Consider the following 16,661-nt stretch of genomic DNA (forward strand, 5'->3'; position numbering starts at 1 on the left):
TCCCCTTTGAGGGTTGTTGTGTTTCAGACTGATCGGAAATTGCGATGCCGTGTGGTCGGGGCGGCGCGGCATCAGGTGGTGCGGCGGGTCGATGCGTTGGTCGATGCTTGTCGTAGTGCACAGCGGACGGTGGACAGCGAAACGGTTGCCGCGGAGCTGATTCCGTTGTGCGACGCCTTGAAATTCATCGCCGATCGCGGTCCTCGCATCTTGGCCGATCGGCGGGTCGGGATGCGCGGTCGAGCCGTCTGGTTGTGGGGCGTCCAAAGCCGTGTCCAGCGGGTGCCGTGGGGCGATGTGCTGATCCTGGCGGCTTGGAATTATCCGTTGCTGTTACCCGGCGTGCAGCTGGCCCAAGCACTGGCCGCGGGGAACCGTGTATGGGTCAAGCCCGCGCCGGGCTGTGAGTCCGCGACACAGATCTTGGCGGAATGTTTTTTTGACGCCGGTGTTCCCACGGATTGCTTGGCGGTACTGGATTCCACCGTCGACGCGGCGACGCGGCGAATCGACCAAGGCGTTGACCTGGTGGTGTTGACCGGCGGGGTGGCGACGGGGCGGACCGTGATGCACGCTTTGGCGGAATCGGTGACGCCGTCGATCATGGAACTTAGCGGTTGTGACGCGATGGTCGTCTTGCCGGGTGCGGATCTGGACCGTGTTGCATCGGCGGTGCGTTTCGGCCTGACGTTCAACGCGGGCGCGACTTGTATCGGGCCGCGACGTTTACTGATCGGTGCAGATACATGGAAGGATCTGTCGACACGGGTTTCGCCGATGTTGTCATCCGGGAAGCCGTTGGTGGTGCATCCCAGCGCGATTGGTACCGTCGTCGAGCTGGTCGAAGAAGCGTTGGATCGCGGGGCAAAGGATTTTTTGGGTCTGTTTGATCTTCAGCGGCTTCGGAATGATCGTTCGATGCATCCTTTGATCCTGACCGACGTTCCAAGTGATTGTCGGATCAGCCACAGCGACGTGTTCGCGCCGGTGATGACGGTTGATCGGTGCGGCGACGAGGAATCTGTGGTGCGACGGGTCAATGATTGCCCCTACCGTCTGGCGGCATCGGTCTTTGGTCCCCATGATCAGGCGCGACGATTGGCCAACCGGCTGTGCGTGGGCAGTGTGGTCGTGAACGATCTGATTGCACCGACCGCGGACGCCAGGTTGCCGTTCGGCGGGCGGGGTGCCAGCGGTCACGGCGTGACTCGTGGACCGGAAGGCTTGTTGGCGATGACGACGGTTCGTGTGATCAGCCGGCGAAAGGGATCCGTGACGCCGCACTTGTCACCGCCCCAACAATCCGATGCCGACTTGCTGGCGGGTTCACTGGCGATGACGCACGGCAAAGGCTTGCGGCAAAAATGGCAAGGCTTGAAGCGAGTCGTTGATGCGGCCCGTCGTCGCTAGGCCCTTGCAAAGCCGGTCGACGATGCCTGTTGCACCGCTTTGCCGGTAAACTGATGGGGCATTTGCGATTCCAGCCGTCGCGCCCCCACGACCATTCACTCACGCTTTCGATTCAGGAAGAACCATGATTGCATCGGAATCCCCATCGCGTCGTATCGTCGTGATCGGCGGCGGTTTGGCCGGGTTGTCATCGGCCTGCGTGCTTGCCGCTCGCGGTCACAGCGTCGTTTTGCTGGAAAAAAACGAATGGGTGGGCGGCAAAGCGGCGGTGCATCGCGCCGAAGGCTACCGTTTCGACATGGGGCCGACGATCGTGACGTTGCCCAGTGTGCTGAAGAAGGTCTTTTCCGAAGCCGATCGGGCGATGGAAGATTACCTGGACATGATCCCGTTGGATCCGCAGTGGCGATGCTTCTTTGACGCCGATGAATCCGGCGGGCACCCTGCGTCGGTCTTGGACTTGGTCCCCAATATCGACGAAATGAAGAATCACTTGCGTGATTTCACCGGCGGTGATCAAAACGGCAATGGATACGAAAAGTTCATTCAACTGAGCCAGCAACTGCACGGCGTTTCGGACCGCTTTTTCTTCTGGCGCAGCGTCGGCGGTTTGCGTGACACGATGGAAGTCGGCGGTGCCTTCAACGCCGCGGTTCTGAAAGACGTGATGTCGTTGCGGATGGGCAAGAGTGTGGCGTCGGTCGTGCGTTCACATGTGCCCGATCATCGTGTCGCCCAGATGATGGACCACTTCACCCAGTACGTTGGTTCGTCGCCCTATCAGTCGCCCGCGGTGTTGTGTGGGATCGCCCACATGCAAACCGAAGAAGGCATTTGGTACCCGATGGGTGGCACTCGAGCGGTTCCCGAGGCTTTGGAAAAGCTGGCCGGGGAACTGGGGGTGGAAATTCACACCGAAACCGACGTCATGCGGATCGAGCAAGACGGCAATCGTGTGACGGGGGTGATGACCGTCGACGGCCAGACGTTCCCATGCGATGCGGTGGTCAGTAATTGCGATGCGGTGCGGACGTACCGCGAATTGCTGAAAGATACGCCGGTTTCCAAGTCGTTCGAAAAGAGCAACAAGTACGAAGCGGCCTGCAGTGGCGTCGTCCTGTACCTGGGACTTGATCGCCGGTTTGACCAGTTCTTGCACCACAACTTTGTGTTCTCGCGAGACGCGGAAGAGGAATTCGATTACATCTATCGTCGTGGTGAACCGGCACCGGACCCGACCGCCTATGTTTGCGCACCCGCCGTCAGCGAACCGGCCGTTGCACCGGAGGGTGGCGAGGCGCTATACATTCTGGTCCACACGCCGTACCTTCGTCCCGGACACGATTGGAAAAAGATGCTGCCGGAGTATCGTGAAGTGATCCTGGACAAACTGGAAAAGACCGCCGGGGCAACGGGCATTCGTGATGCGATTCGTTACGAAGCGTCGTTGACCCCCGAGGGGATTCATCATCGTTATCGCGTGTTGAACGGCGCGATCTATGGTTTGGCAAGCCACGGGAAATACCTGGGGGCATTCAAGCCGGGCAATCGCCGTCGTGATTTGAAAGGCTTGTACCTGGCCGGTGGTGCGGCGCATCCCGGGCCGGGGATGCCGATGGTGTTGATGAGCGGCTGGATCGCTGCGGATTCATTGGACCAGGACGCTCGCGCGGGATCACTGCAAACGACCGGCGTCGGCGTCTGACTTTGAAACGTTCGAACGACGGCGAACAGCCCACGATGACGAAATCGCGATCGGACCAGGACGACCATTTGCCGCCGATACCGGCTTGGTTCCAGGACGGATTTCATCGTTTTTTGAAGCCCTATTTGCGTCGTCACTTCCATGCGATAGCGATCGAATCGGACGCACGAAGTTCGCTGAATGTTCCCTCGGACGTTCCGCTGATCGTTTACGCAAACCATCCGTCGTGGTGGGATCCGTTGATCGCCCATTTTGTCAATCGCGTCAGTTTTCCCGGGCGACAGTTTTGGGCGCCGATTGATGCCGATGCGTTGCGTCAGTACGAAGTGTTCAAAAAGCTGGGGTTTTTTGGCGTCCAGCTGAACAGCAAATCGGGCGCGGCGGATTTCTTGAAAACCAGCCAACTGGCACTGCATCATCATGACGACCAGGGCAATTGTGATGGAGCTTTGTGGGTGACGCCGGAGGGGCGATTCTGCGACCCGCGTGATCACACCGCCGCGTTGATGCCGGGGTTGTCGCATCTGTGTCAGCGACTTTCATCTGGGTACGTCTTGCCGCTGGTGATGGAATACGCGTTTTGGGATGAACGATTACCGATGTGCTTGCTGACCGCCGGGCAAGTGATGGATGTGTCACAGCATCCGGACTGGGACAAGACGCTGTGGAACCAGCGACTGACAGAATCGATGCGATCGGCGCAGGATCGATTGGCCGGGTTGGTGGTGGATCGTGACAGTGGGCCCTTCACGAATTTGCTGGCCGGCAAGAAGGGCACCGGCGGACTGTATGATTGGCTGCGGCGATCCAAGAGCATGCTGACAGGGAAACGCTTCAAAGCCACGCACGGGGACCAGTTTTCATGATCTGGTTGCTCGTTGCGATCATCCTGGTGCCACTGGTGGCGTTGCCCGCGGCGATGTTTGCGGTCAACGTGCGATTGTTCATGCTGGGGCAATCCGATGTTTCTGGTGTGGATGGCTCCAAACAAGATACGGCTATCTCAGTCTTGGTTCCCGCGCGTGATGAGGCTGCGGGAATCGAAGCCTGCGTTCGTGCGGCCCTGGCCAGTCGGAACGTCGATGTGGAAGTGGTCGTGATGGACGACGGTTCGACTGACGGTACCGATGAAATTGTCCGGCGTTTGGCAACCCAAGACGACCGTGTCGTGTATTGTCAGGGAAAGACGTTGCCCGACGGCTGGAACGGCAAGCAGTTCGCTTGTTGGCAATTGTCCCAAGTAGCCCGCTATGACCGGATGGCTTTCATCGATGCCGATATACGGTTACAGGCGGATGCACTGGAGATCCTGAGCCGCCGAATGGATCGCACCGGTGTGGCGTTATTGTCGATGTTCCCGCATCAGGAAACCGGAACTTTCTGGGAAAAACTGTTGATCCCGATGATGCACTTTGTGCTGCTGGGATACTTGCCGATGGCTCGGATGCGGGCCAGTGATTCGCCGGGTTTTGCCGCCGGATGTGGTCAGTTCTTTCTGACCGATCGTGATGCCTACCAAACGGCGGGCACGCACGAAGCGATTCGTGGATCGCGTCACGATGGTGTGAAGTTGCCGCGGGCGTATCGCACCGCCGGATTGATGACCGACGTGGTCGACGGGACTCATTTGGCCCAGTGCCGCATGTACAACAATGCCGCGGAAGTGTTCCGGGGTGTTCTGAAGAACGCGACCGAGGGGATCGCAAGTTCGCGTCTGATCGTGCCGTTCAGCATCCTGTTGATCGGTGCTTCGGTGGCACCGACCGTTTTGATGGTCGCCTATGTCTGGGCTTGGGCCTGGGGCGGGGCTTCGGGCAACACGGCCCCAGTTTTGCCTGCGGTCGACATGGCGATCGGTGTCATGATCGTCGGGCTGTTCGTGATGTCGATTTACCCTCGAGCGATGGCCGCGATCGTGTTTCGTCAATCCTGGACGGGAGCGATCTTGCACCCGATCGCGGTGGCGGTCTTCATCCTGTTGCAATGGATCGCTTGGCTGCAATCGTTGCTGGGGATTCAAGTCGCTTGGCGTGGACGCGTCGAAAAACCGGGGACGTCGACCTAGACGCGTTCCAGTTTGATCGGCGCGGTGTGGTTGGCGTTCCACTGACAGACATACAGGTTCTTGTCGTCGTCGACGCAGACGTCGTGGCCGTGCATGAACGGACAGTCGTCGGTCTGGTAAGACTTCTGCAGTTTGCCGTCCTGGTATTCTGGTTCGGTGCCGCCGGGATTGGACACGACTTTGTCGCCGTCCAGAATCGTCATGAATCCGGTGTGGCCTTTCCAAGCTGAACCGCCCTCCTTGGGCGTCGACCAGCAGACGCCGGCATAGATATTCGTGTCGTCGACAACCGGGCGGCAGATTCGCATGTTGGGCAGGGCAACCGTTTTGACGTACTGGCCGTCCAACGTGAAGTACTTGAAACAGCATTCCGAACGTGATGTGCAAACCAACAGCGGTTGATTCGGATCACGGCGGTCGATGGCCACACCGTGCGCGTTTTTTAGGTTCTGATTTGGATCGTCGTTGTCGCGTCCGCCGAAGTGCCGAATGTATTCGCCTTTCCAGTTGTACTGAATGATGAAGTCTTTGCCGTAGCCGTCGGCCACATAGATGTCACCGTTGTCGGCGACGGCGGTTTCGGTCGGATTGAAGAAGTCACCGGGTTCATACAGGCCGATCGTCTGTGGGTGGCCGATGTCGAAGATCACGCGACCGTCACGGGTGGTCTTGGTCACACGCCCGGCGTTGCGGATGGATTTTCCGTTGGCGTCCAGCGTCCAACCCGAATCGGTGACCAACAGGTTTTGTTCGTCGCCTTCGTCCACCAACGTCAATCCGTGGCCGCCGGGGAACATCGTGCCCCAGGTGCTGAGCAGTTCCCCGGACTTGTCGAAAATCATGATGTTGTTGTGCGGGTGATCGCCCACCATGATCAGTTGACCGTCACGGTCTTGGACCATTTCGTGGCAGTTCAGGATCGGGTATCGCAGCGGGCTGACTTTGGCCCAGTCGTTGATCACGCGATACCGATAATCGCCGTGGCCGATGACGGGCCGTTCCGCCTCGGCGGCGGACGATGATCGGGAAAGAATGGTGACGGATGCGGCGATAGCGGCGGATTGTTTGACGAAGTCGCGTCGTTGCATGTCGTGGTCAGTGCCGGCTGGCAAGAAAGAGGAATGGCTTGGTCGTGATCGAAATCGAGGCGGAAGTATCGTCACCGACGGCCGCACTGTCTTGCACATCAGCCGCACGGCTGTGCAAAAAAGCGGCAAGGTTTGTCAACGCCGTTCTTGGCCGCCGTTTTGGGCGATGAGCCCAGCGGTGCAGGTGGTTTTGATACAATCCGCGACCTTTTCCGTGACGCTTCGACCCGCCAATCTTGCGAGCCTACCGCCGCCGTGGACCGACCTAATATCATCTTCATCATCACCGACCAGCAGCGTTACGACACGATTGCCGAGCTGGGATTCCCCCACATGGACACGCCGAATTTGGATCGGTTGGTTCGCGAAGGCGTCAGTTTTGATCAGTGTCACGTGACGGCGGCGTCCTGTGCGGCGGCCCGCGCCAGCTTGTTCAAAGGCTACTTTCCGCACACCACGGGGATTCTGAAGAACGCCGACCGCTGGCGACGCAGCTGGATCGAATCGCTGAACGATGCCGGTTATCACTGCACGAACATCGGCAAGATGCACACGTGGCCGTATCAGACCGAGCTGGGCTTTCACGAACGCTTCGTCGTTGAAAACAAGGACCGTTATCTGGAAGGCCGCTATTACTTTGACGAATGGGACAAGGCCTTGCGTGCCCGCGGGCTGGTCAAACAGCAACGGGAAATCTATCGCAAGCGTGCCGATTACAACGAATCACTGGGAGCGTTTGATTGGGAATTGCCCGCCGACACGCACCCGGACAACTTCGTCGGCGACATGGCGTCGTGGTGGATTGAGACGTATCCCCAGACCGAGCCGCTGTTTCTGCAGATCGGATTCCCCGGTCCTCACCCGCCCTATGATCCGGTTCCCGAGGCATCGGCGGCCTACATGCAGAAGGAATTGCCGCTGTTGCCCGTCAGCGACCAGGAACTGGAAAACCAGCCTCCGGCGCTGAAGGAATTGCGAGTCCACAACCGCGACATCGACCACGATAGTGTTGTCATGCCGTTGCACCCGAGCCAACAGCAACGGCATCGCCAGCGTGCGTATTATTTGGCCAATGTCACCATGATCGACCAAAAGGTCGGCCAAATCATGCAGTCTCTTAAAAAGGCGGGATACCTGGAAAACAGCATTCTGATTTTCACCAGTGATCACGGCGATTGCTTGACCGACCACGGCCAGAGTCAAAAGTGGACGATGTATGACCAGATCACTCGTGTTCCGATGATCGTCTGGTCGCCAGACCGGATTCAAGGCGGCCGGCGAATCGAATCGCTGGTCCAGCAGATGGACCTGGGGCCGACGATTCTGCAGTGGGCGGGTGTCGAGGTGCCGGAATCGTTGGAAGCGGAATCATTGATGCCCGCGATCGGCGGCGATGATTTTTCCGGTCGACCGTACGTGTACTGTGAACAGGCACGCGATGCGGTGCTGACCGGATGCCAGTTCATGACGATGGTCCGGGACCGACAATACAAACTGGTGCACTTTCTGGACGAACCGGACGGGCAACTGTTTGACTTACAAGCGGATCCCGGCGAACTGGACAATCGCTGGAACGACGGGAATCTGGCCGAGGTGAAGCAACGCTTGTTGGCGGAGCTACGTGAGTGGCGGATTCGCAGCGGTTTGACGACCAAAGACTGGTGCCAGGATTGGCGTTAGGCACGACCTATGATTCGGTGGCCAGCTGATTGAAACGTTCGGCCGGTGCATCCCAGACCGATGCATCGGAGGGTTCAAAACGTTTGGCGGCGAAGCTGTCGCGGATCAACACACGAGCTTCTTCGATCGAATTCAATTGCCCGGTACCCAGCATTTGCATCACCACGTTGCCGATCGCGGTGGCTTCGGCCGGGCCGGCGACGACCGGACGGTTACAGGCGTCGGCGGTCATCTGGCACAGCAATTCGTTCTGTGAACCGCCGCCGACAATGTGAATGGTTTTGATTTCGCTGTCGGTCAATTGTTCCAGCATGGCCAAGCACGCGCGATACCGCAGGGCCAAACCTTCCAGCGCGGCCCGGTACAACGTCGCGGGTGATTCCGGTTTCTTTTGACCCGTCTTGGCGGCGAATGCTTCGATGGCGTCGATCATGTCCGGCGGTGCCAAGAAGTCGCCGTGGTCGGGATCGATCAACAGTTCGAACGGTTTGGCGTCGGCGGCCTGAGCGGCCATTTCGGCCCACTGGGCATCGTGGCCCCGTCGCGCCATCGCTTGGCGAATCTGTTGGAACACCCACAGGCCGCCGATGTTTTTCAGCAACCGTGTGCTGTTGCGAACACCGCCTTCGTTGGTGAAGTTCAGTTCGCCACACAGCGGCGTGACCTTGGGGGCGGGCAGTTCACAACCCATCAGCGACCAGGTACCCGAGCTGATGTAGCACCAATCGGGCCGCGCCGGTGCGAATCCGTCGGCCGGGACGGCAACGACCGCGGATGCCGTGTCGTGCGTCGCCGGGACCACAACGGGGACGTCCACCAGCCCGGTGATCTTCGACACCGAAGGCAGGATCTTGCCGAGCGTCGTGCCCGGTTCGGTCGGTTCACACAGGAAGGAATGCGGGATGCCAAAGCCGTCCAGCAGGTCCAGGCACCACTTCTTGGTCCGCGGATCCAGCATCTGGGTGGTCGAAGCATTGGTCACTTCGATCGACTTTTCGCCGGTCAGCAACCAGTGGAACAGGTCGCCCATCATCAGGAACGATCGGGCGGCATCCAGCGAAGTCTCACCCGCCTCGGTCGCAGCGAACAGTTGGAACAGGGTGTTGATCTGCATGAACTGCAGCCCCGTTTCCTGGAAAATCTGTTCCCGGGGAACGCGATCAAAGGCCTTGTCCAAGATGCCGTTGGTTCGAGGATCGCGGTAACACCGCACCGGTCCGGTCATCTGGTCGTTGCGATCGATCAGGGCAAAATCCACGCCCCAGGTGTCAACGCCGACGCTGCGAACCTGATCAAATTCATTGGCGGCTCCGGTCAGCCCGTCTTGGATGTTTTGCCACAGCGAAAGGACGTTCCAGTACAGCGAATCGTGGACGCGGACCGGGTGGTTGGCGAACCGGTGCATTTCGCGAATCACCAGTTGTTGGCCGCCTGATGGGCCGTCCGCCATGCCGCCCGCGATGACACGGCCACTGGAGGCTCCCAGGTCGACAGCCAGGTGGACGGGGCTTTGCGGATCGAGTTCGGCGGTCATCGCGTGGGTCCGTGGCGAAAGAAGCTTGGCGAGGGACATCGCATCGTTGGCGGGTCCAGAGGGGCATTTTCCGCTCCCACGTGGAAACGGCAACCGGGGGAGACGATTCGTCGTCGATCGTGGATCGTCTGTCCTAAAGCGTTGTCAAAGTGACGTCACCGGGTGCCGTTTCGATGCCAGCATTTGGTTGGGTAGATGGGGTGTTTGGGTGGTTTGTGTTAAGTCCGTCCAGCCGTCCCGAAAATGGTGGAAATTTCGTAAATGGTTTGGCGGGGGATGTTTAGGATCGGAGCCACAGACCGTGGAAGGCGATTTGAAAGAACTGCGGTTGACCCGCGATTCGCAGGGCGTACCTTAGTGTTTGTCGGCCAACGGTTCCCCGAAACGGGGCCGATTTTGGCCTGCTGTTGTCCACGTAAGTTTATGTCGGACAAAGATTTATAGACCATTCGATGAATCGGGACTCGGCCTGTGCGGGTCTCGAAGACACCGACTCCGCGAGTTCGCTTCGCGTGGGGTGTGGCGCGGTCAGCTTGCGGCCACGGGCTGACATCGTTGGCGGTCGTCGGCCGGGGTGATCCGGTCATGGCGGCAGCTCTCGACAACCTCACGGGCCGGCGCACAAGACGTGCCCGGCCGCGAACGCTCGCCGGAAAATTCTCACGCCTTTCCCAGGCTCTCTTTGACCCGCCGTTGGTGGGCCGTTTTTGGCAAACTTTCGGTGAATTGGAAGTTTTGGCTCAAGTTCCCTTCGGAATCTGCTCTGGCGGCCAGGCGACTCGATCTTTTAACAGCGGATTGTTCGGTGATTCCGTTCGGGCGCTGCCGGGATGCGGCGGGTCGGATCGGCGGACCGGATTCACTTTGCTTCGGTGTCATGATTCGTATCGCGATTGATTTCGTGCCCGGCCGGTGAAGACGGTTTCGACAGGATCCCGAATCTCCTCTTTTCTCTCTCCTTGTCTTTTCTTCGTTCCCTGACGTCCATGGATGGTGGTCAAGCATGCTGCGAACATTTCTGAAGTTTTGGGGTCAATGGAATTCCGCCTCGGATCATTGCGGTGACGAATCTGCGGTGAAGCGTGATGCGGAAGTCGTTTTGTTTGCGGATTTGCGTCAGTCAGGACGGCGTCGTTCGTCAAAGAAGCTGACGAAGATCGCCGCCGACTCGAATCCTGCCTTGGCGGCTGATCCGATGGGGCCGCCGGTGCAGGCTGGTCCGTTGCAGTCCGATGCGGCACGTCCCACGCCCAGCCATCGTGCGCGAGTGCTGGGGATGGATCTGAAGCACACCAAACTGTGCACTGATCGTCGTTGCGATCGCTTGGCTGCGGTCGGCGTGATCACCGCGGGTGACTTGATGACGGCAGAGCCGTTAGCGATCGCCAAGAAGATGGGTGCCCCCGCCAAGGCCGTGGCCACGCTGCGTCGATACCAGCAAGCGATCCGATTGTCGGCAGCGGTGCCAGGACTGATGCCGCGTGATGCATCGTTGTTGGTGTCGATCCACCGAAAATCGATTCGCGCGTTGGCCATCGATTCGCCGGCGATGCTGCACCGTGATTTGGAACGTTTCGCGCTCAGCAGTCGCGGTCAGCGCGAAATGAAGGGCCGGCGTTTGCCCAGCCTGCGTCGCGTCCGGCGTTGGATCGAAGCGTCCAGCTCGCTGCAGGTCGCCGTCTGAGTGATCTTCGCAATGCACAGCGGGTGCGTTGTCCGCTATTGGGCCGACAACGCATCGTACTGGTCTGCACTTATCCAAGTCAGGTCGTCCCAGTGACCGGTGTCATTGGCAGCCGCCGGGCCGTCTCCGGTGCGACCGCTGGTAACAATCGTCGTAATGGCTTCGGTCAAGCGTCTGACGACCTCGGGGTTTTGGTCGGCCACCGACGTTGATTCGCTCGGGTCACTGGGCACGTGATACAGTTCCAGCCCAGAATTTCGGTGTGGCATGACCAGTTTCCAGCCGTCGTCATTGATTGCGAAGCGGCCGGCCGATGAATGGTGAATCATGGGCGGACGCTGGATGGCGGCGTCGGGATTCTTCAAGACCGCCGCGAAGCTGTGGCTGTCTTCGGCGGCATTGTCGGGCAAATCGGCGTCAACGATTTCGGCGATGGTGGCGACCAAGTCGATCTGTCCCACCAGCGAATCGTCACGTCGGCCGGGTGAATCGATTCCCGCCGGCCAGCGGACCAGGAACGGGACGCGGTGTCCGCCTTCGTAGATGTCGCGTTTTCCGCCGCGCCAGGGACCGTTGCTGCGATGGTCAAAATCCTTGATGCGTTGTTGCCACGATTTTTCCGGCCCGTTGTCGCTGGTGAACACCACGATCGTGTTTTCGGCCAATTGGTGCTGGTCCAGGTGATCCAGCAGGCGACCGACATGATGGTCGGTTTCGATCATGAATTCCCCATAACCGCCACATTCGCCTTGGCCCCAAAATTCAGGCAGCGGGCAGACCGGATAGTGCGGCGACGTCAGCGGTAGGTACAGAAAGAACGGCTTGCCAGATTCGTCGCTTTGTTGATGCCGATCGATCCACGCCATCGCTTCGTCGGTAAAGCGAGTCAGGCATTGGTTGTCGACGAAATCGGCGGCGACTTCCATGCCGCGTTTGCCGATCGCTTTCCGGGTGGCTTCGGGGCTGTCTTGATAGGGCGGTTTGATGCGGTAATCGACGTGACGTCGGTTCGGCTTCTTTGCGGTATAGACCGTCGGTGGCACCGCCGCGTGTCGACCACGGAACCAAGCCAACACGCCGTAGTTCAGCGACGCAGGGATGCCGAAAAAGTCATCGAATCCTTTGTCCAACGGCATGTCTTGCACCGGTTGTGACCAGTCCCGATCGCCCGCGGTGCCGGGGAAATCCATGCCCAGGTGCCACTTGCCGACCATCGACGTGCGATAGCCCGCATCACGAAGCATCGATGCCAAAGTCAATCGGTCATCGGAAATCAGGCACTTGCCCTCGGCACCCATCACGCCGCGTTTCAATTGCGTCCGCCAGCTGTAACGTCCCGTCAGCAAGCCATACCGCGACGGGGTGCACACGGTGTCACTGCAGTGCCCGTTGGTGAATGAGATGCCTTCGGCGGCGATTCGGTCGATGTTGGGGGTTTGGAATTTGGCCTGTTCGTTCAGGTGGCTGGCGTCGCCAAAGCCTTGGTCATCGGTGTAGATGATCACGACGTTGGGTTTTTCGGCCGACCAAGTCAGTGATGCGGTTATCGCTAGGTAAACCGCGGCGACGGAAATCATGGTTTTCATGTCATTCCCAACAAGCGAAGTGGATTGGTTCGTGTCCACGCACTGAGTTGCACATCGGTGCACCGGAGATTGTGTTGCATCAAAGACACCATGGTCGCCAGGGATGTTGCGGATCCGGCGAAGTGTTTACGGTCGGCCGACCAAGCGGCGCCATCGTCATCGACGTGCACCCATTGATCACCCAGGCGGTGCCGGCCCGGCCCCAAGGACGCGGCACTGATCGCATCGCTGACGATGATGATTTGATCGTCGTTGCAAACGCGAAAGTAATTTTGCAGCGCAAAAAACGGCACGTGGTGTCCGTCGGCGATCCAGGAAACGGCCAAGCGATCGGAGACCGAAAGGACACGACTGATGATGTTGTCATGTCGCGGCAGGGATGCGGGACAACCGTTGCCCAAGTGGGTGAACAGCGACAGGCCATGGTCCAGTGCACGGTGCAGATCATCGAGGGACGCATCGCTGTGTCCGGCGGCGACGATGATATTTTGGTCCGCCAGGAATCGCGTCGCCGATCCGTCCGCGTCCTGTTCCGGGGCCAAAGTGAACAGTCGGACGTGCCCGGCACCTGCGTCGATCAATCGCTTGGCGTCGTCGATGTTGGCCGCGCGGACTTGATCGGCCGGATGAGCCCCGACAAAACCATCGGCCGGGTTGATGAAGGGACCTTCGACATGAATGCCCGCGATCAAATCGGCGGTGGCGGCGTCTTCGTCGATGGCACGCACCAGCGTTTGGATCCGCGATGTCATTCGGTCCAAATCGTCGGTGATCACCGTGGGGCAAAACTTTTCCGCACCGTCATCGCGGATGCAGCGACACGCACGATGGATGTCGTCGGTGGTGGTTTCGTGGCCGTTAAAATCCACGCCCGCAAATCCGTTGACTTGCAGGTCGACATAACCCGGCGATGAATCATCCGGTGCCAAGTCATCGCCCTCGTTTTGCGTTTGCCTTTTCTGCATCACGCGGTGGATTCCAAGTCCTGAAGAACTTCGGGCGGCAATTTGGCGGCCGACGCCCGATCAATGATCAACGTCGCGTCGTCGTGGCGGCGCAGAATGCTGGCCGGAATTTCAGGGCTGATTTCATCCAGCAAGGTGCTACGGACCGCGTCGGCTTTTTGTGCGTCCGGCACGCTGCAAAGGATCGTGGACGTCTTCATGATCTGGCGAATCGACATGCTGATCGCGTGGGTGGGAACGTCATCAAGTCCTGCGAACCAGCCTTCGCCCACTTGTTGCCGGCGACAGGCTTCGTCCAATGCAACGCGAATGTAAGGGGCGTCGGTGTCAAAATCGGCCGGCGGGTCATTGAAAGCCAGGTGGCCATTTTCGCCGATTCCGACCAACGCTAGATCAACGGGCGCGGACTGTAGTTGCCGCCCCACGTTGGACATGACTTCGGCGGGGTCTTGATCACCCGGCAAGTAGGCGAACGATCGCAGCGGGACGTGATCGACGAACCGCTGTTTCAAGTACCCGCAAAACGAAGCCGGATGGTCGGCGTCGATCCCGATGTATTCATCCAGATGAAACGCGTCGACGACGGACCAATCCAAATCACGAGTCACCAGTTGTTGCAAGACTTCGAATTGTGACGCACCCGTGGCGACGATCAAACGAGCGTTTCCGCGATCAGCGATGGCTTTGCGTAGGACGTCGGCCGCAGCGTCGGCAACAAATTGCCCCATGGACTGGCGATCTTGGACAAGCACGGTTTTCAACGGTGGGCCTCGGCAGATATCGGCGGGGGGGAATTGCAGAAAGTTGGTGGGGCGTCGGCCCCAAGTGTAACCGCGCCGCAGATGGCCCACAGCCGTGATGGGTTGGTGTCTACTGTTGGACAGGGGCCCAAGATTTTTCAAGGGAATCGATGATGTCGCACCGATTGGTATCCGGCGACGGCTGGCTGGCTGTCGCACTGATCATCTGTTTGTCGTTTGCATCCGGCTTGGCAACGTCAGCCGACGAAGCGTCCACCGCGGATGTCGAATTGAAGACGTTGGACGGTCACTTTCCGTTTGATGTTCCCGACACGGTACAGCAATGGAACCAACGGGCGTCGACGCTGCGGCATCGGATCCGTGTCGCGACCGGCTTGTGGCCGTATCCCCCCAAGACACCTTTGAAAGCGACGATCCACGGCCCCGTGCAACATGACGGGTTCATGACGGAAAAGGTGTACTTCGAAAGCTTTCCCGGTCACTTCGTCACCGGCCAGTTGTTCCGGCCGGCCGATGGAAACGATTTGGCGGTCGTCGACGGAAAGCGACCGGGCGTCCTGAGTCCTCATGGTCACGGCGGTCGGACGATGCAGTTAAGTGACGATGACTTGCAGAAGAATTTGAAAACTGGCGGAGAGAAATTCGAGGGATCGGGACGCAATCCAAAGTACGCCCGTTGTGCGCACCTGGCACGGATGGGATGCGTCGTGTTCATGTTTGACATGCTGGGATATGCCGATTCCCAGCAGATCGGATTCGAAGTCGCGCATCGTCACGCCAAAGCCCGACCCGAGGAATCCAATCGCACCTCGCCATGCTTGTACAGCATCGATGCCGAATTGAATCTGCAATCGATCATGGGGTGGCAAACTTGGAATGCGATCCGTGCGTTGGACTTCTTGGAATCGTTGGACGACGTGGACCCCGATCGCTTGGCGGTAACCGGCGGCAGCGGTGGTGGAACCCAAACGATTCTGTTGGGCGCGCTGGACGATCGTGTTTCGGTTAGCTTTCCCAATGGGATGGTTTCGACGTCGATGCAGGGAGGATGTTATTGCGAAAACGCGAACTACCTGCGTATCGGGACGGGCAACGTCGAATTGGCGGCGTTGTTTGCGCCCAAGCCTCAAGGTATGACCGCGGCGGACGACTGGACTCGCGACATGATGAATGACGGTTTTCCAGAACTGGTCAAGCTGTACACGATGCTGGGGCAACCGGATCACGTGATGTGTCGGCCGTTGTTGCACTTTCCCCACAACTACAACTATGTGACTCGGGAAACCATGTACCGGTGGATGGCCACGCATCTGTCGTTGCCGCCGGAATCACCTCTGGTGGAAACCGACATGGTTCCGCCGACCGAAGCCGAAACGTCGGTGTGGAACCAACAACATCCGGCGCCCATGGATTCGGGTGTGCCGCACGAACGGCGGGTGCTGGCGTGGTGGAAGCAGCAGGCGGACGAGTCATTGAAAGCGTCGCTACCGCCGTACCAAGGTGATGCACCGGAGCGACCGCTGGCGAAGTTTCGGCACGATTTCGGGATTCCCTGGTCGATCATGCTGACGGTGCCAGACGAATCGACGAAGCAAGCCGGGCGTGATGCCGATGAGACCACGGGTGCGGAATTGATCTCCGATGCGACCGCTTCGGCCGGGACGCTGATCTATTGCGGTCAGGGTGATTTGCCCGACGAGTTGGACGGATGGTTGGACCAGGGGTATCGGTTGGTCCGTCCGGAATTGGATTGGTCACAGGATGAACAGCCGATCGTTGCCAACAACAAGCGGTACGCCGGGTTCACCTTTGGTTACAACCCGCCGCTGGTCGCGCGTCGGTGGGGACACCTCGCACGCTTGGCCACTGACATTGATGGACCGGTGGTCCTGGCGGGATCCGGCCGGCACGTCGCTTGGGTCGCGGGTGCCGCGATGCTGGCGGGCTCGAAGGTGACCGAGTGTTGGCTGCGTCCCGATGGGTTTCGGTTTGCAGCGGTGGACGATTACACCGACGCGACCTTCGTCCCCGGGGCGACCAAGTACGGTGATCTGCCCGTGTTGGTTTCGCTGCGGGCGCCCCACCGTTTGACGATCGTGGGCGCCGATGATGCAGTACGAAAGCAAGTCACCGCGACCTATCGCCAAGCGGATGCGATGGACCGGTTGACGGTGAAGTGACCA

Annotated in this window: 12 protein-coding genes; 7 read left to right on the forward strand and 5 right to left on the reverse strand. The window is 59.3% G+C overall.

What is annotated here, in order from left to right; all coding sequences use genetic code 11:
- Nucleotides 1-18: 18 nt before the first annotated feature.
- The 4 genes from HFP54_RS12205 to HFP54_RS12220 all read left to right on the forward strand — a co-directional run bounded on the left by HFP54_RS12205 (nt 19) and on the right by HFP54_RS12220 (nt 5,180).
- A complete protein-coding gene (locus HFP54_RS12205) occupies nt 19-1,410 on the forward strand; it encodes an aldehyde dehydrogenase family protein (protein WP_315853886.1) in 1,392 nt (463 codons plus the stop codon).
- A 124-nt stretch (nt 1,411-1,534) separates the two neighbouring features.
- Nucleotides 1,535-3,115 (forward strand): phytoene desaturase family protein, encoded by a 1,581-nt coding sequence (locus HFP54_RS12210; protein ID WP_168565341.1) that lies wholly within the window; start codon nt 1,535-1,537, stop codon nt 3,113-3,115.
- A gap of 35 nt (nt 3,116-3,150) precedes the next feature.
- Nucleotides 3,151-3,981, forward strand: coding sequence for a lysophospholipid acyltransferase family protein (locus tag HFP54_RS12215; protein ID WP_146413933.1), 831 nt, complete (start codon nt 3,151-3,153; stop codon nt 3,979-3,981).
- Complete coding sequence (locus HFP54_RS12220; RefSeq protein WP_168565342.1) at nt 3,978-5,180, forward strand: glycosyltransferase family 2 protein; 1,203 nt, start codon at nt 3,978-3,980, stop codon at nt 5,178-5,180. The genes HFP54_RS12215 and HFP54_RS12220 overlap by 4 nt, the downstream gene beginning before the upstream one ends.
- On the opposite strand, the gene HFP54_RS12225 is transcribed toward HFP54_RS12220, so the two are convergent.
- The gene (locus HFP54_RS12225) at nt 5,177-6,268 is read right to left on the reverse strand and encodes a twin-arginine translocation signal domain-containing protein (RefSeq protein ID WP_168565343.1); all 1,092 of its coding nucleotides are present in this window, start codon (nt 6,266-6,268) and stop codon (nt 5,177-5,179) included. The genes HFP54_RS12220 and HFP54_RS12225 overlap by 4 nt on opposite strands.
- Nucleotides 6,269-6,523: 255 nt before the next feature.
- On the opposite strand from HFP54_RS12225, the gene HFP54_RS12230 reads away from it, so the two are divergent.
- Complete coding sequence (locus HFP54_RS12230; RefSeq protein WP_206036177.1) at nt 6,524-7,948, forward strand: sulfatase family protein; 1,425 nt, start codon at nt 6,524-6,526, stop codon at nt 7,946-7,948.
- 7 nt (nt 7,949-7,955) lie between these two features.
- Here HFP54_RS12230 and HFP54_RS12235 read toward each other — a convergent pair whose 3' ends face one another.
- A complete protein-coding gene (locus HFP54_RS12235; RefSeq protein WP_235951704.1) occupies nt 7,956-9,482 on the reverse strand; it encodes a rhamnulokinase in 1,527 nt (508 codons plus the stop codon).
- A gap of 1,003 nt (nt 9,483-10,485) precedes the next feature.
- Here HFP54_RS12235 and HFP54_RS12240 point away from each other — a divergent pair.
- On the forward strand, nt 10,486-11,166 hold the full coding sequence (locus HFP54_RS12240) for a DUF4332 domain-containing protein (protein ID WP_168565345.1): 681 nt from the start codon (nt 10,486-10,488) through the stop codon (nt 11,164-11,166).
- Nucleotides 11,167-11,201: 35 nt separating this feature from the next.
- Here HFP54_RS12240 and HFP54_RS12245 read toward each other — a convergent pair whose 3' ends face one another.
- Genes HFP54_RS12245 through HFP54_RS12255 form a run of 3 tightly spaced genes read right to left on the reverse strand, consistent with a single transcriptional unit; the run spans nt 11,202 to nt 14,478 of the window.
- Nucleotides 11,202-12,743, reverse strand: a complete 1,542-nt coding sequence (locus HFP54_RS12245) for a sulfatase family protein (protein WP_390657358.1) — start codon at nt 12,741-12,743, stop codon at nt 11,202-11,204.
- Nucleotides 12,744-12,748: 5 nt separating this feature from the next.
- Nucleotides 12,749-13,717, reverse strand: a complete 969-nt coding sequence (locus HFP54_RS12250; protein ID WP_390657360.1) for an N-acetylglucosamine-6-phosphate deacetylase — start codon at nt 13,715-13,717, stop codon at nt 12,749-12,751.
- A complete protein-coding gene (locus tag HFP54_RS12255; RefSeq protein ID WP_235951708.1) occupies nt 13,717-14,478 on the reverse strand; it encodes a glucosamine-6-phosphate deaminase in 762 nt (253 codons plus the stop codon). The genes HFP54_RS12250 and HFP54_RS12255 overlap by 1 nt, the downstream gene beginning before the upstream one ends.
- 149 nt (nt 14,479-14,627) lie before the next feature.
- Between HFP54_RS12255 and HFP54_RS12260 the strand changes: the two genes are divergently transcribed.
- Complete coding sequence (locus tag HFP54_RS12260; RefSeq protein ID WP_168565347.1) at nt 14,628-16,658, forward strand: glucuronyl esterase domain-containing protein; 2,031 nt, start codon at nt 14,628-14,630, stop codon at nt 16,656-16,658.
- Nucleotides 16,659-16,661: the final 3 nt, after the last annotated feature.

Origin of the sequence: Crateriforma spongiae, from assembly GCF_012290005.1 — a bacterium.
Lineage (GTDB): Bacteria > Planctomycetota > Planctomycetia > Pirellulales > Pirellulaceae > Crateriforma > Crateriforma spongiae.

Excerpts from the sequence above, each read along its gene's own strand:
- HFP54_RS12210 (WP_168565341.1), top strand. The coding sequence starts at position 1,535 with ATGATTGCATCGGAATCCCCATCGCGTCGTATCGTCGTGATCGGCGGC.
- HFP54_RS12215 (WP_146413933.1), top strand. The coding sequence starts at position 3,151 with ATGACGAAATCGCGATCGGACCAGGACGACCATTTGCCGCCGATACCG.
- HFP54_RS12220 (WP_168565342.1), top strand. The coding sequence starts at position 3,978 with ATGATCTGGTTGCTCGTTGCGATCATCCTGGTGCCACTGGTGGCGTTG.
- HFP54_RS12225 (WP_168565343.1), bottom strand. The coding sequence starts at position 6,268 with ATGCAACGACGCGACTTCGTCAAACAATCCGCCGCTATCGCCGCATCC.
- HFP54_RS12235 (WP_235951704.1), bottom strand. The coding sequence starts at position 9,482 with ATGACCGCCGAACTCGATCCGCAAAGCCCCGTCCACCTGGCTGTCGAC.
- HFP54_RS12240 (WP_168565345.1), top strand. The coding sequence starts at position 10,486 with ATGCTGCGAACATTTCTGAAGTTTTGGGGTCAATGGAATTCCGCCTCG.
- HFP54_RS12245 (WP_390657358.1), bottom strand. The coding sequence starts at position 12,743 with ATGATTTCCGTCGCCGCGGTTTACCTAGCGATAACCGCATCACTGACT.
- HFP54_RS12250 (WP_390657360.1), bottom strand. The coding sequence starts at position 13,717 with ATGCAGAAAAGGCAAACGCAAAACGAGGGCGATGACTTGGCACCGGAT.
- HFP54_RS12260 (WP_168565347.1), top strand. The coding sequence starts at position 14,628 with ATGATGTCGCACCGATTGGTATCCGGCGACGGCTGGCTGGCTGTCGCA.